This is a genomic window from Candidatus Thiodiazotropha sp. CDECU1, assembly GCF_963455295.1.
Lineage (GTDB): Bacteria > Pseudomonadota > Gammaproteobacteria > Chromatiales > Chromatiaceae > Thiodiazotropha.
The window spans coordinates 423,971-439,080 of sequence record NZ_OY734020.1 but is presented as its reverse complement, the minus strand read 5'-3'; the positions used below and the strand labels follow the sequence as shown (position 1 = coordinate 439,080).

General features: G+C 55.8%; 9 protein-coding genes. 4 read left to right on the top strand and 5 right to left on the bottom strand.

All coding sequences use genetic code 11. From position 1 onward, the window contains the following. Positions 1-6: 6 nt before the first annotated feature. Positions 7-2,895: an EAL domain-containing protein gene (locus R2K28_RS01890; RefSeq protein ID WP_316367732.1), complete on the top strand. Its 2,889-nt coding sequence runs from the start codon at positions 7-9 to the stop codon at positions 2,893-2,895. A 68-nt stretch (positions 2,896-2,963) separates the two neighbouring features. On the opposite strand, the gene ssb is transcribed toward R2K28_RS01890, so the two are convergent. From ssb to R2K28_RS01870, 4 genes are all read right to left on the bottom strand, one after another. Beyond that, complete coding sequence (gene ssb, locus R2K28_RS01885; RefSeq protein ID WP_316367731.1) at positions 2,964-3,413, bottom strand: single-stranded DNA-binding protein; 450 nt, start codon at positions 3,411-3,413, stop codon at positions 2,964-2,966. A 75-nt stretch (positions 3,414-3,488) separates the two neighbouring features. Next, positions 3,489-4,871, bottom strand: coding sequence for an MFS transporter (locus R2K28_RS01880; RefSeq protein WP_316367730.1), 1,383 nt, complete (start codon positions 4,869-4,871; stop codon positions 3,489-3,491). A 170-nt stretch (positions 4,872-5,041) separates the two neighbouring features. Next, complete coding sequence (locus tag R2K28_RS01875) at positions 5,042-6,289, bottom strand: Yip1 family protein (protein ID WP_316367729.1); 1,248 nt, start codon at positions 6,287-6,289, stop codon at positions 5,042-5,044. A 420-nt stretch (positions 6,290-6,709) separates the two neighbouring features. After that, the gene (locus R2K28_RS01870; RefSeq protein ID WP_316367728.1) at positions 6,710-7,711 is read right to left on the bottom strand and encodes a porin; all 1,002 of its coding nucleotides are present in this window, start codon (positions 7,709-7,711) and stop codon (positions 6,710-6,712) included. A 387-nt stretch (positions 7,712-8,098) separates the two neighbouring features. Here R2K28_RS01870 and uvrA point away from each other — a divergent pair, with 387 nt between their 5' ends. Together uvrA and gorA are read left to right on the top strand one after the other, a co-directional pair. Further along, positions 8,099-10,921 carry an excinuclease ABC subunit UvrA gene (gene uvrA / locus R2K28_RS01865; protein WP_316367727.1) on the top strand — a complete coding sequence of 941 codons (2,823 nt, stop codon included), beginning with the start codon at positions 8,099-8,101 and terminating at the stop codon, positions 10,919-10,921. Positions 10,922-11,112: 191 nt separating this feature from the next. Beyond that, positions 11,113-12,465, top strand: a complete 1,353-nt coding sequence (gorA, locus tag R2K28_RS01860; RefSeq protein ID WP_316367726.1) for a glutathione-disulfide reductase — start codon at positions 11,113-11,115, stop codon at positions 12,463-12,465. A gap of 143 nt (positions 12,466-12,608) precedes the next feature. Here the strand turns inward: gorA and R2K28_RS01855 are convergent, their stop codons facing one another. Further along, positions 12,609-13,544, bottom strand: coding sequence for an AraC family transcriptional regulator (locus R2K28_RS01855; RefSeq protein WP_316367725.1), 936 nt, complete (start codon positions 13,542-13,544; stop codon positions 12,609-12,611). Positions 13,545-13,681: 137 nt separating this feature from the next. Between R2K28_RS01855 and R2K28_RS01850 the strand changes: the two genes are divergently transcribed. Then, positions 13,682-15,004: an ester cyclase gene (locus R2K28_RS01850; protein WP_316367724.1), complete on the top strand. Its 1,323-nt coding sequence runs from the start codon at positions 13,682-13,684 to the stop codon at positions 15,002-15,004. The last annotated feature ends 106 nt before the right edge of the window (positions 15,005-15,110 follow it).

Genomic DNA, 15,110 nt, shown 5'->3' with positions numbered 1-15,110 from the left:
ATTGGAATGCCTCACTTAACTGAACATCCCATACAGCGACAAATCATCGGCTTGGCGCTATCCATCCTGACCATCGTAGCCATATTGGTTGTGGTAAATATCGGGCTGCGTGAAAAAAGCGCCCATATTGAGGCAAGACTGATTAACCAGAAGGCACGACAGGAGATCGGATTATCAATCTATCAACGGCTTTTTTCGGCCAAGGCTTCCATCTACAAACTAAGTACACTGCATAACGAGCTCGAACTTGAGATCGTAAAAAAACGCTTTGATTACAACCTGCTGACGATCACAAAAGGGCTTGAAGTGCTACACAACGGCGGTGTATTTGAGGACGAGATAGCGACCAACATTCCAGGACACAATATCATGAACCTGGTCGCTTCCTATGAAAAACCAGCAATGGAAGGCTATGTGCTTGAAGTGCTCGAGCTCAGCCCAGCCATACACGAATTGGATAACCAGGTGCAGCTGTTGCATCAGTTGATCAAGCAAAGAATCAACGAAAGCCCCGCCCAGTCTGCAGGCCTGCAAATCCGCATCGACAACCTGATAAAGACCATCAATACAGTCCTGCAGCGCACTCAGGAAAATGCAGCCAGTATTCTTTATGTCAGTCAAAACAGAATCACTACGCTGACCCTGGATCTTAAACAAGCAGAAGGTCTGCACAATACATTTCGCATCCCAATTGTCTTTCTGGCGCTAAGCCTGTCAGGCTATCTGCTGTATATCACCCTGGCCAGGGTCGGAAAGGCGATTGAGAACCGCAAGCAGGCTGAAGATCAGTTACAACTGCTTTTGGATACCACTGTTGAGGGGATCTACGGCGTTGATACCCACGGTCTCACCACCTTTGTCAATCCAGCCGCTTCACGCATTCTGGGTTATAACCCCGATGAACTGATCGGACGAGAGAATCATTCGCTGATCCATCACTCCCGCAGTGATGGGTCGCACTATCCAGCCTCGGAATGCCGTATGCTGCAAGTCTTGAAAGGCGGGGCCCTGGAAACTGTGGACGATGAGGTTTTCTGGCGCAAGGATGGCAGTCCCTTGCCAGTGGAATACTCCAGCAACCCCATTTACCGACAGGGCAAGATCGTAGGCACGGTGGTCAATTTTCGCGATATCAGCGAACGAAAGAGGGCAGAAAAACGCATCCGTACTCTGTTGCAGGCTGTAGAACAAAGCCCGGTCTCAGTGGTCATGACCGACACAGACGGAGAAATCGAATATGTCAACAAAGCCTTTGAAATAGCGACCGGTTATCAGGCTTCGGAAGTCATAGGTAAGAATCCAAGGATTCTTAAATCGGAAAACACACCTCCAGCTCTTTTCACCGACCTGTGGAATGCAATCACTTCGGGCGAATCCTGGCAGGGTGAACTGCAAAATCGAAAAAAGAATGGCCAACTCTTCTGGGAACGCGCCTATATAGCCCCTGTCGTGGATGACTCAGGGAACACCAGCCACTACCTGGCCGTGAAAGAGGATATCACCCTGCAAAAACAGCAGGGAGAAAAAATCATTCATCAAGCCAACTACGACAGCCTGACAGACCTGCCAAACCGTTTTCTTACCCTCGATCGACTCTCGCAAATCATTAAAGAAGCGCAACGCAACAAACACAAGGCTGCCGTGATATTTCTTGACCTGGATGATTTCAAGAAGATCAATGACTCTATTAGTCACGAAGTCGGCGACAAACTACTGGTAGAGGCAGCCAAGCGACTAAAAAATGCAGTGCGAATCGATGATACGGTCAGCCGGTTGGGTGGCGACGAATTTATTATTCTGCTTGGCAGCATAAACGGTGAAAAAGAGGTCCATCCGGTTGCGGAAAAGCTGCTCAACTGTTTCAGAAAAGCCTTCCTGCTCGACGGGCGCGAATTAATACTCACCGCCAGTATCGGCATCGCTATCTACCCCAACGACGGGGACAATCCCGCGGAACTGCTTCGCAATGCGGATACCGCCATGTACCAGTCAAAAGAACAGGGCCGTAACACTTTCAATTACTTCACCCGTGCGATGAACAAGGGGGTTTCCCGCCGTCTGCAGCTCGAAGAACAACTGCATGGCGCTTTGGAACGGGGTGAATTTCGACTCGATTATCAACCTATTCTGGATATTACCAGCCGCAAGATAGTCGCAACCGAGGCGCTTCTGCGCTGGAACAGCAAGGTACTGGGAAAAATAAACCCGGACGAGTTCATTCCCATCACCGAACAAACCGGGCAGATCGTATCCATCGGCCAGTTTGTGATTCAGGAGGCGCTGAGCAAGACGGCTCAATGGCTGAAGTTGTTGAACAGGCCTTTCAGAGTGGCCATCAATATCTCACCCCGTCAGTTCAGGGATCCAAATCTTTTGCAACATATCAAAGGGGCGATGGAGCAGACAGGGGTTCCAAGCGATTCGATTGAACTGGAGATTACCGAAGGTGTGTTGATGAGTGGCCACAGCTATATTGACGACACCCTGTCAGAGTTGAATGCACTGGGAATCACCCTCGCCATGGACGATTTCGGTACCGGTTATTCCTCACTCAGCAACCTGCGCAGTTATCCCTTTGACATCCTGAAGATCGACCGCAGCTTCGTCAGGGACATTACTGCCGATCCCGCCGACCGAGAACTGGTCAATGCGACAATCGCCATGGCTCATGGCTTGGGACTTGCCGTTGTCGCCGAAGGCGTGGAAACCGAAGCTCAGTTAACCCACCTGGCACAGCATGGTTGCGACTTGGCACAAGGGTATCTTTTCTCGACTCCCATACCCGCGGAAGAATTAACCCGCCTCCTGGAGAGAGAGCAATCACAACGGCCCATCGACGACACTGACAAGCTCAATCCCACCCACCAACCGAGCGAGCCCACCGCGGAAGAGTAGGCACGCGCTTAGGGCCTGATTACAGGGGCTTAGAGAGAATTCACCAGAGCACAGCTGCCTGACGATTGTCAGAAGGGTATATCATCATCAAAATCATTGTCAGGCACGGATGTAGGCGCAGCTGACTGTTGCGGCCTGGGAGCAGCCTGGGATTGAGACTCACCAAACGAGGCACTGCCACCCCGGCTATCCAACATCTGCATCTCGCTGGCCACAATCTCGGTTGTGTAGCGATCCTGCCCATCCTGACCCTGCCATTTGCGGGTACGCAGACTCCCCTCCACATAGACCTTGGAGCCCTTTTTCAGATACTCCCCGGCAATTTCACCGAGACGATTGAAAAACACCACCCGGTGCCACTCGGTACGCTCCTGCTGTTCGCCGCTATTCTTATCCTTCCAGCTCTCCGAAGTCGCCAGGGTCACATTGGTGACAGCGCCGCCACTGGGCATATAGCGTGTCTCCGGGTCCTTACCCAGATTACCGATCAGGATTACTTTATTGATTCCTCGAGCCATCTGATATCTCTCCAGTGCTGTTGCGATCCCTTCCTTGGGGCCTTTTTTCATCTCAAGTCGGCCAGTCTATCATCCTTATCCCTGAACGGCATATTCCTCGAGGCGATCTTTATCCACAATCCCCAGATCCACCTTCAGGTAGGCCACTCCGTCCTCAGCGATGATGACCGCATCATCGACTCCCTCAATCGCCATCAGCTTCTCCGCCAACCTTCCTATCTCCTGCTCATCCAGCCTGCCCACCGGCAGCAGGTAGTTGCTCAGGTAGTTGGGGGTCGGCATCCCCCAGGCGATCAGCAACCAGGCCAAGGTCATACCCCCACAGAGCAGGAATGTTCCTTCGAGCCCAAAATGGGTATGGAACCAGCCACCCAAGGCACCACCGAGAAAGGCGCCGATAAACTGGGAACTGGAGTAGACACCCATTGCCGTTCCCTTGCGCTCCCCCGGCGCCGCCTTCGCTATCAGGCTGGGCAGGGTCGCCTCCAACAGGTTGAAGGCAGTAAAAAAAACAAACAGCGAGACCACCATTACAAGCAATGAGTGGCTGAAACCGTAGAGCACCGTTGAGGCTAGCATCAACGCCGCGATGGCGGAGATAAATACCGGCCGCATGCGGCGTCGGCTCTCGGCGAGGATGACAAAGGGCACCATTGCCAGCATGGACATCAGCATCACTGGCAGATAGACCAGCCAGTGGCTCTCACTATCCATACCCAGATCGCGCAGTGCCAACGGATAGGTGAGAAACATCGCCGTCAGACACATGTGCAGGGTGAGGATACCGAAATCGAGTCGCAGCAGCTCCGGATCTGACAACACCTGCCCGAACTGGGCGGGGACCGCTTCTGCATCCCGATGAAAGTGGCTCTCTTTCGGCGTCGGTACGACAAAGATTACGATGCCGACCCCCAGCAGGGCCAAAACCATGGTCAGCCAGAATATACCGGGGACGCCGATCCAGGTATTGAGAATGGGCCCCAGGATCAGTGCCAGGGCAAAGGCGGCACCGATACTGATGCCGATGAAAGCCATCATGCGCAACCGCTGCTGCTCACGGCTGAGATCCGCGGCCAATGCCATGATCACCGCAGCGATGGCGCCGCTGCCCTGGAGTGCACGCCCGGCGATGATGCCGTAGATGGTCTCCGAGCTGGCCGCCACTCCACTGCCGATGGCGAAGACCAGCAACCCCCCGATCAACACCGGTTTACGCCCGATGCGGTCGGACAGCATACCGAATGGGATCTGCAGCAGCGCCTGGGTCAGGCCATATATACCGATGGCAATCCCCACCAATAGCGGGGTAACCTCGGGGAGTTCTTCTGCATACAGGGCGAACACCGGCAGGATCAGGAATAGACCCAGCATTCGTAGGGAAAATAGTCCGGATAGAGAGTAGGCCGCCTGTCGTTCAACCGCATTTAAACCGGCGTCGTTGCCCCGCCCACTTCTCATCGATGTTTCGCTATGTTTATGAATTGAAAGAGGTGCGTATAGTATCAGGTTCACTCAATTCAATGCAGTACTACATCACTTGCTTGATCGTATCTCCTGGCGTTAGAGCTTCTCGTTGGCACACTCCAGTGGATCAGGTCGCTGCAAATGCATCCGACCCAACCCGCTGATCAACCGGATGAAGCGTCTGCGAGTGATTCCAGGCCCCCACTATCCAGACTGTTGGCCAGTGTACGCAAGGTGTCGATACTATCGGCCTGGCCTTCTACCTTGATCACGAAACGATCTCCGACAACAACACTGTATTCACCGCGTCCGTCCACATCATGCCACTTTTCACTCACTATGCGGCCTGCATCCGAGTAGGTTTTTTCATACCCACGCTCGGTCTTGCGTTCACTGCCCACGGCCGCGAAACCTGCCAGGGATAAGATCCCCTTCGCGCCACCCATGTCGGTGATTTCCACACGCAGCTGCTGGCTGCCGTCACTGTAGTCGGCCTGCGCCTGGGCGATTTGCAAACCCATCATCTGATTGCGTTCAGCGGAGAAGTTGCTTCGTTGCATGCCCATCAGGTTTTGCGGCAGGAAATCACCCAGCTCATCAGGGCTCATCGCCTCGACCTGGGCATCACCACCCATCAGCGTACCAACCATGTTTTGCATGGCTTCCTGCTGGGCCTTGCTGTCACCGGATTGCTGCGCCGCCTCCATCTGTTCACTCGCCTCCTCCATCTGCTTGCTCCAACTCTCGAGCTTACCCATGGGCGAATCTTTTTCGAAGTGTACGTCATCCCCACTCCCGGGCAGTTTGCCTGAGAGACTGCCGACACCGCTGATCGCGCCCACCAGAAAGCTGAGTATTATGCCGAGTACGATGCTGATCACCACCACCGTTATGGTGTACCCCAGTGATTTTTCCTCGGGGCACTGCATGGTATGGGGCAACCCGAGCTTGATCAGGTAAAATGTATAAAACAAGGCAACCAGCCCGAGCAAGCTGACCAAAACACCCAAACCGGGCAGGAGGTGTAGAATCCCCACAACCCAGACCGGTGTCGCCGCATAGGCAATGGTCTTGAGACTCTGCAGCCTGTCCTTGACGGCCCCGAAGGTGGGGGCCAATGATTCGGTGATCAGCATCATCACGTAGATCATCAGCAAGCTGACGCCATAGCTTAGCAGCGCCTGGGTCAGCAGGGCACCGAAACCAATGCGGATGGTACCCATCATGGGAATCTGTATACCGAACAGGGCGGTACCGATCAACGTGCCCAGCGCAGGGATAGCCGCGAGAATCAACACATAGTTGCGATAAATGCCGGAAAGACTGTCCTGCTCAGTGGCGATTTCCGGCCAGGTTTCTTTGGGTTTTAACAGGATGGAACGTACCCGGGTGATGAGTGACTGCATATTCATGACTATTCTCCCTGACATCTGTAACTACAGTTTAACCTGATTACCCAGTGACTGGCACGGGGAATCTAACAGCATGGCGGGTTTAATCATGTCCAGTTTACCCATATTGCCTCTCATCGTCTCTGAAGCGCTTTATGAGTCATTCCAAGGCATGCTTAGCCTATCGGTTTTGCTCAATTCAATGCCGAACTACCTGGGTAATATGGGCGGCGTGCTTTCAGGCGCCAGGGCTCCCTGGCGGAGGATGTCACACTGCAGTGCAAAAAAAAGCGGGGCCCGAAGACCCCGCTACCCATCAATTTATCGTCTCGGACGATCTAATTTGTTATCTCACCCATTCCCGGTTCTCCCTTACCGGGCTGTAACGCAAGGGCATGGACAGTTGACCCACGTCAGGATGATGCTTATTTCCTGGATTACTTAGAACTTGTGAATCAAGCCGCCGAAGAAAGCGGTCTCTTCGTAGTCGCTCTCATCCTCTTCGTAGATAGTGTAACCCACATGCAGTTTAGTCTTCTTGCTCAGACCATGCTCATAACCCAAGCTCCACTGAGTGACGTCGTTACCCTCGGTACCGTCGGTGATCTTGACCGCAGGTGAGATCGGTGCTTTTCCTACCGGCGCATCACCCGACAGGTACTGGGCCTTGATCTTGCCGCTGCCACCCACCTTGACATTACCGCTCACACCGATGGCATCGGCATCTTCGCCCGCACCGTCCAGGTCGAGGCTGCTGAACATGACACCGGCCTGCCACATACCGCCCTTGTAGACCAAGGTCCCACGCAGCAGAGAGGGATCGGCATCAGCCACAATACCGAGATCGTAGGTGTTATAGGCCAGGGATGCGAAGATAGGGCCGTTGTTGTAGAGGCCGGCAATAGAGATGTGATCCGCAGGACCGTCGAGCTCACCACCGGCACCATCACCCAGTTCACCAGCAACCAGGGCACCGACGAAGCTCAGACCACCCATTGATGGAGAGACATAGGCGATGACGTTGTCGACCCGATCCTCACCCGGAATCACCGACTTGATATCGCCAGCCACATCGCCGAACTGATCGAATTTGCCCTGGGACATTTTGAGTGGAGTGTCGTGACGACCCAGCAGCAGGGTGCCGAAACCACCAGCCAGACCCACATACTGGTTTCGGTCGCCCAGGCCGCTACCATCGTCGAGGTTGACCTTGAACTCAAACTTGTAGACAGCCTTCAGGCCGCCACCCAGATCTTCGCTGCCCTTGACACCGACCCGTGAATCGATGCTGTCGACACTCCAGACATCGACGTCGTCGGTGCCATCATCTTCAGAGGTGTTTTGTATGACCATATGTGCCTTGCCATACACTGATGCTTCAGCCATGGCAGCTACAGGAGCCACCAGCGCGGCGGCAATTGCCAGAGAGAGAATTTTTTTCATTGGATACCCCGTTAACGGAAACAGAAAATAGCTTCGAGGCCGCATTCTGATAAACGGAGGTTAAGGGATTACGATAGCTCTATTGCAGTTAGGCTACAGTAGTTAGAAATGTTGTAAATAAAACAACAGACGCCGGGCTGGTTGAGTAAGAGTCATTGCAGTAACGGAATTTTTTCCATGACCTATTTATGACAGGATAATGGATGGGGCATGCCTGCTTCTGTTCGTTGTAGGATCTAGACAAAATGAGAAAGGCCCATCAGATGATTCCTGTCATATAAGAGATTGGAGCATATCCCCACCCGACAATCCCCTTATCAGTCATTCCAAAGAATGCGTATACTATCAGGTTTGCTCACTCCAACGCGGTACTAGTCCAGCAAGCTTATGGATACCATTATTATTCGCGGTGCACGCACCCATAATCTGCAGAATATCGATCTTGAGCTGCCGCGGGACAAGCTCATCGTGTTTACCGGTCTCTCCGGATCCGGCAAATCCTCCCTCGCCTTCGACACCATCTATGCCGAGGGCCAGCGCCGCTATGTGGAGTCCCTCTCCGCCTATGCACGGCAGTTTCTGTCACTCATGGAGAAGCCCGATGTGGATCATATCGAAGGCCTCTCGCCGGCGATCTCCATTGAACAGAAGAGCACTTCCCACAACCCTCGTTCCACGGTTGGCACCATCACTGAGATCTACGACTACCTGCGCCTGCTGTTCGCCCGGGTGGGCACACCCCGCTGTCCCGAGCATGACACGACCCTGGAGGCACAGAGCATCAGCCAGATGGTGGATCAGGTATTGGCACTGCCGGAGGGGGAACGCATGATGCTGCTGGCACCGGTGGTGCAGGAACGCAAAGGCGAACACCATAAATTACTCCAGGAGCTGCATACCCAGGGTTATATCCGTGCACGTATCGATGGGGAAGTGTTCGAACTCGACGACGCCCCCACCTTGGAGTTGCATAAAAAACACTCCATCGAGGTCGTGGTCGACCGTTTCAAGGTACGGGAGGATCTCGCCACCCGCCTGGCGGAGTCGTTCGAGACCGCGCTCAACCTGGCGGATGGCCTGGTGCGGGTGGCCTGGATGGACGGCAGTCAGCCGGAGCTGCTCTTCTCCTCCCGCTTTGCCTGCCCCCACTGCGGTTACAGCCTGACAGAGCTGGAGCCCCGACTCTTCTCCTTCAACAATCCAGTCGGCGCCTGTCCCACCTGTGACGGCCTCGGGGTGGAACAGTTCTTTGATCCGGCGAAGGTGGTTGGCCACCCGGAACTCTCCCTCGCCGGGGGTGCGGTACGCAGTTGGGACCGACGCAACGCCTACTATTTCCAAATGATCACATCCCTCGGGCGCCACTACGATTTCGATCCCGAAGCCCCCTGGGAGTCGCTGACGAAAAAGGTGCAGAAGATCATCCTCCAGGGCAGTGGCCGAGAAAGCATCGAGTTCAGCTACTACAACGAACGGGGCCGCTCGGTGAAAAAGCGTCACCCCTTCGAGGGCATCATCCCCAACATGGAACGCCGCTATCGGGAGACGGAATCCAATGCGGTGCGCGAGGAGCTCTCCCGCTATATCTCCAGCCAATCCTGCCCCGATTGCGCCGGCACCCGGCTGACCCAGGCGGCGCGGCATGTGTTCATCGCCAAGCACAACCTCCCCCAGGTCACCAGCATGCCCATCGGCCAGGCCAAGCAGACCCTTTCGACCCTGAAGCTGGCAGGCAAACGGGGCAAGATCGCCCAGAAGATCCTCAAGGAGATCGATCAGCGGCTGCACTTTCTGGTCAACGTGGGGCTCGACTACCTGACCCTCGACCGTAGCGCGGAGACCCTCTCCGGGGGGGAGGCCCAGCGCATCCGTCTGGCGAGCCAGATCGGCGCCGGTCTGGTGGGTGTCATGTATGTGCTTGACGAACCCTCCATCGGCCTGCACCAGCGGGACAATCAGCGTCTCCTCGACACCCTGACCTACCTGCGCGATCTGGGGAATACGGTGATCGTGGTGGAGCATGACGAAGAGGCGATACGCAGTGCCGACCATGTGGTGGATATCGGCCCCGGGGCCGGGATCCATGGCGGTCGCATCATCGCCCAGGGCAGGGCCGACAAGATAGCAAAAAGTAAGGGTTCACTAACCGGAGACTACCTGAGCGGCAAACGCAGCATCGATACACCCGCGCGCACCACCGAGATCGACCCGACCCGCAACCTGGAACTTCTCGGCGCCAGCGGCAATAATCTCAAGTCGGTGGAGCTGGCGATCCCGGTGGGAAGTTTCTGCTGTATCACCGGTGTCTCAGGCTCGGGCAAATCGACCCTCATCAACGACACCCTCTACCCGATCTGCGCCGCAGCCCTGAACAAGGCCAATACCTCGCCCGCTCCCTATACAGAGATACGCGGGCTGGACTTTTTCGACAAGGTGGTGGATATCGACCAGAGCCCCATCGGGCGTACCCCCCGCTCCAACCCGGCAACCTATACCGGGCTCTTCACCCCGATCCGGGAGCTCTTCGCCGGCACCCACGAGGCCCGCTCCCGGGGCTATAGCCCGGGCCGTTTCAGTTTCAATGTCAAAGGCGGGCGCTGCGAGGCCTGCAGCGGCGACGGGGTGATCAAGGTGGAGATGCACTTCCTGCCCGACATCTATGTGCAGTGCGATGTGTGCAAGGGCAAACGCTATAACCGTGAGACCCTGGAGGTCCGTTACAAGGGCAAGAGTATCGATCAGGTGCTGGCAATGACCGTGGAGGAGGCGTTGGACTTCTTCGATGCGGTGCCGTCCATCAAACGCAAATTGCAGACCCTGATGGATGTGGGCCTCTCCTACATCTCCCTGGGGCAGAACGCCACCACCCTATCCGGCGGCGAGGCACAGCGGGTCAAACTCTCCCGGGAACTCTCCAAGCGGGACACCGGCAAGACCCTCTATATCCTCGACGAACCGACTACCGGCCTGCACTTCCACGACGTCAACCATCTGCTCGAGGTGCTGCATCGACTGCGCAACCATGGCAATACGGTGGTGGTGATCGAGCATAACCTGGATGTGATCAAGACCGCCGACTGGGTAATCGACCTGGGCCCCGAAGGGGGCGATAAGGGGGGTAAGATCATCGCCCAAGGCACACCGCAACAGCTTACCAAAATCCGCGGTTCTCATACCGGGCATTTTCTTAAAAAACTGCTGAGCACCTGACCCGGGCCAGTTCTCGTGAGCCGACAAACCTCAATCAGCAGAATTGTAACGACCAGGCACTTCAGGCACATTTCTCTGTCCCACTTGCTACTGTTCATTATTTGACCTGTTAGCCCATCAGGGGGTTAAGCCTGAGTCCGCCTTTAGGGGCCGATACTCAACTCCAGATACCCAGCATAGGATTGATTGATATGTCCAAACACTATGACTTAATCGCCATCGGCGCCGGCAGTGGCGGACTCTCGGTGGCGGAACGTGCCGCCAAGTACGGCGCCAAGTGCGCGGTTATCGAGGCCAAAAGGATTGGCGGGACCTGCGTCAACCTGGGTTGTGTGCCGAAGAAGGTCATGTGGTATGGCGCCGGTATCGCACACACCCTGCATGATGCTTCAGATTACGGTTTCGACATCGACGTCAAAGGCTTCTCCTGGGAGACCCTGAAGGCTCGGCGGGATGAGTATGTAGCGGGGATCAACAGCTGGTACCACACCTATCTTAAAGACTCCGATATCGATGAGATCACCGGTTTTGCCCGTTTCATCGACGCCAACAGAGTGGATGTGGAAGGTGTGGAGTTAAGCGCTGATCATATCGTTATCGCACCCGGTTCATATCCGGAGGTACCCTCTGTGCCCGGCGCCGAACACGGCATCACGTCGGATGGTTTTTTTGCCCTGGAAGCATTGCCGCAACGGGTGGCGGTTGTCGGTAGCGGCTACATAGCGGTTGAAATCGCCGGTCTGCTCAATGCATTGGGCGCGGATGTCACCATGCTGCTGCGCCGCGAACAGCTGCTGCGACCATTCGATGCCATGTTGCGCGAGTGCCTGATGGAGGAGATGATCAATGCCGGGATCAACATCATCACCTCATCCCAGATCGGGGAGGTCAGGAAAGAGGCGGATGGCACCCTGGATCTGATCTGCGCCGATACCGGACAAAGCATCGGCCTGTTCGATCAGCTGTTATGGGCGATCGGCCGAAGCCCCGCAAGCGCCGGCATGGAGCTGGCCAATGCCGGCATCACCACCGACGCAGAGGGTTACATCCCCACTGACGCCTTTCAGAACACCAACATTCCCCATATCTATGCAGTCGGGGATGTCACCGGGCGGGCTCAGCTGACCCCGGTGGCCATTGCCGCCGCCAGGCGCCTCGCAGACCGGCTTTTTGCCGGCATGTCCGAACGCAAGCTCGACTATGAAGTCATCCCGACAGTGGTGTTTTCACACCCGCCCATCGCCACAGTGGGCCTGACCGAATCCGAGGCCAGGGAGCTCCATGGGGATGCGGTGAAGATCTACCAGTCGAGGTTCACACCGATGTATCACGCCTTCACCCGACACCAGAGCAAAATGGCCATGAAACTGGTAACCATCGGCGCCCGGGAGAAGGTCATCGGCTGTCACGTCATCGGCATCGGCGCGGACGAGATGATGCAGGGATTCGCGGTTGCCATCAGGATGGGGGCCACCAAGCAGGATTTGGATGACACCATCGCCATCCACCCGACGGCCGGTGAAGAGTTGGTGACCATGCGTTGATTGGAATGCGCAACGACATCAACCGAGTAGTCACAGAACACGGTTTTACCTATTGCATAAAGGCCATCGATGACTGGCGTATTATTGATCCCGAGGATGACTTGCGGGTGTCGATGTTAGGGTGAGGCTTGCCGCACCGAAACTCAGAGCGCAGCCGACCGATGCGCTTGCGGGCTCACGCCCCTTACACGCTTGAACGCAGTACTGAATGCAAATGGCGTTGCATAGCCAACCTTCTCGGCCACGCTGCCCACGGTCTCGTCTGGCTGACACAAGAGGTCGGCTGCCAAGGCCATGCGCCAATTTCTCAGGAAGGTCATCGGTGATTCCCCAACCCGCTCCTGGAAGCGGCGCGCAAGCGACGCCCGCGAGGCACCGACTTCCAGTGCCAGTGTATCCATGGTCCATGGATTGGCCGGTTTGTCATGCATGATGTGCAGGGCACGTTCGATGATCCGATCACCCTGGTAGCGCCACCACTCCGGCCTGCTGCTGTCGTGCTTGCCGAACCAGGCCTTGAGCACGGCGGTCAACAACAGGTCGAGCAGCCGATCCAGCACCGCAGCCTGACCCGGTTCATCTTTGATCACCTCGTCACAGAGTAACGCCACCAGGGGAGACTCCCAGTCGGTATGGGTAAGCGACAGCACTGCCGGCAACGCCCGCATCAGGCGATCGCTGATGTCGCTTAAATGCTCATAGGCGCCGACGAGAAATACGCTTGAACCTTCAGCATCGTTACCCCAGGTTCTCACCCCATGCATCATCGCCTCATGCAATGAGTTTCCATTCAGGTCACAACAGCGTTGCCCCGGATGAATGATCACCTGCGGGGGCCTGGACGGAGAATCGGCGAGGTTGTATTGCATCGGTGCGCGTATGACAGCGATGTCTCCGGGGCCGATTTGAATGGGATCACCGGCATCGGCTACCAGCCACAGCTCTCCTGCCACACCAGCGATCAGCGTCAGCGGTGAACCGGCGAGGTCCCTCAGCGACCACGGCGAGTTCATGACTGCTCGCAAAGCGAAGGCACCCCGCGCACGCGGAGCATCCAGCAATCCACCCAAAGTATCCATGGGGCCAATTATAGACGAACGCGTATGAATCTGAGCTTTCCGAAAATGGCGTCACCCAACCCCCGCACTTACCATTATTTATACCGAAACAAGCTGCATGAACGGCACCAAACTGAACCAATAGAGGAGAAGCGCAAATGTCCCTGAAGAATGAAATGACAATGCGACGTTTTGTCGAGCAGGTCATCAACAAAGGCAATTTCCCGGTTCTGGATGAGGTCATTCACCCGAACTACGTCTACCGCAGTCCCGATCAGGTGCTCCAAGGTCAGGAAGCTCTCAGAGAGCTGCTCACAACCTACCGCAGCGCCTTTCCCGATCTGCACATAGAGATCGAGGAAATGGTCAGCGCGGGTAACAAGACCGTGATCTCCATTACCCTATCCGGCACCCACAAAGGCGATCTGATGGGAATAGGTGCAACCGGCAGGCAGGTGAAGGCAAGCGGGATGATACTGAGTCATTTTGAAAACGGAAAAATCGTCGAGGAGTGGGAGCTTCTGGACCAATTAACCCTATACCAGCAGCTTGGCATCGTTTCAATTCACCCGGAAACAGCGACCGGCAACAATGAGGAGAGCGCTATGCATACCGAGACAAGCAATGAGCAGACAACCGAGGGCACTACCCTGGTAGTGGGAGGAACAGGAAAGACCGGTCGCCGCGTCGCAGAGCGACTGCAAGCACGCGGGGTTGAAACCTGCATTGCATCCCGCACCTCAAACCCATCCTTCGACTGGAACGACCCAAGCACCTGGAACGCAGTCCTCGAAAGGGTAACGACGGCCTACATCACCTATGCGCCGGATCTCGCAATACCGGGCGCCACCGACTCGATTCGCCGTTTCGTTGACCAGGCGGTAGCGCAGGGCGTCAAGCGGCTCGTACTATTGTCGGGTCGCGGTGAAGAAGAGGCCCAGGCCTGTGAGCGGATTATCCAACAAGCCGGTGTCGAGTGGACAGTGGTTCGCGCGAGCTGGTTCATGCAGAACTTCTCCGAGGGTGAGTTCCTCGGCATGGTTCTGGACGGTACTATCACACTACCGGCCGCGGATGTCCCCGAGCCCTTTATCGATATCAATGACATCGCAGATGTGGTGGTTGCAGCGCTGACCGAGGAGGGACATGCCGGTGAGATCTATGAAGTAACCGGCCCCCGCACCCTGACCTTCACCGAGTTGGCGCACGAGATTTCCCAAGCCGCCGGTCGCGAGGTGCAGTTTGTTCAGATCCCGAAACAGGCGTTCACTCAGGCCATCGCCGAATCGGGCGCGCCGGATGATATCGCCTGGCTATTGAACTACCTGTTTGAAACGGTCCTCGATGGTCGCAACGCCCATGTTTGTGACGGCGTCAAGCGTGCGCTGGGAAGGGAACCGACCGACTTCACCGATTATGCGCGTCGCATCACCGCGCGTGGCACCTGGAATGCGAAGCATGAGGAGGGGGTGGCAGCGTGAACCACCTGACCGTAATTGCGATCAGGGAGAAATCAAGAAATAACAAATTAAGAAAGGAGGGAAGAAACCAGGACAGGCACCATTTGAATACAGGTCACCTGAGCGT

Excerpts from the sequence above, each read along its gene's own strand:
- R2K28_RS01870 (WP_316367728.1), bottom strand. The coding sequence starts at position 7,711 with ATGAAAAAAATTCTCTCTCTGGCAATTGCCGCCGCGCTGGTGGCTCCT.
- gorA (WP_316367726.1), top strand. The coding sequence starts at position 11,113 with ATGTCCAAACACTATGACTTAATCGCCATCGGCGCCGGCAGTGGCGGA.
- R2K28_RS01880 (WP_316367730.1), bottom strand. The coding sequence starts at position 4,871 with ATGAGAAGTGGGCGGGGCAACGACGCCGGTTTAAATGCGGTTGAACGA.
- R2K28_RS01855 (WP_316367725.1), bottom strand. The coding sequence starts at position 13,544 with ATGGATACTTTGGGTGGATTGCTGGATGCTCCGCGTGCGCGGGGTGCC.
- R2K28_RS01890 (WP_316367732.1), top strand. The coding sequence starts at position 7 with ATGCCTCACTTAACTGAACATCCCATACAGCGACAAATCATCGGCTTG.
- ssb (WP_316367731.1), bottom strand. The coding sequence starts at position 3,413 with ATGGCTCGAGGAATCAATAAAGTAATCCTGATCGGTAATCTGGGTAAG.
- uvrA (WP_316367727.1), top strand. The coding sequence starts at position 8,099 with ATGGATACCATTATTATTCGCGGTGCACGCACCCATAATCTGCAGAAT.
- R2K28_RS01850 (WP_316367724.1), top strand. The coding sequence starts at position 13,682 with ATGTCCCTGAAGAATGAAATGACAATGCGACGTTTTGTCGAGCAGGTC.
- R2K28_RS01875 (WP_316367729.1), bottom strand. The coding sequence starts at position 6,289 with ATGAATATGCAGTCACTCATCACCCGGGTACGTTCCATCCTGTTAAAA.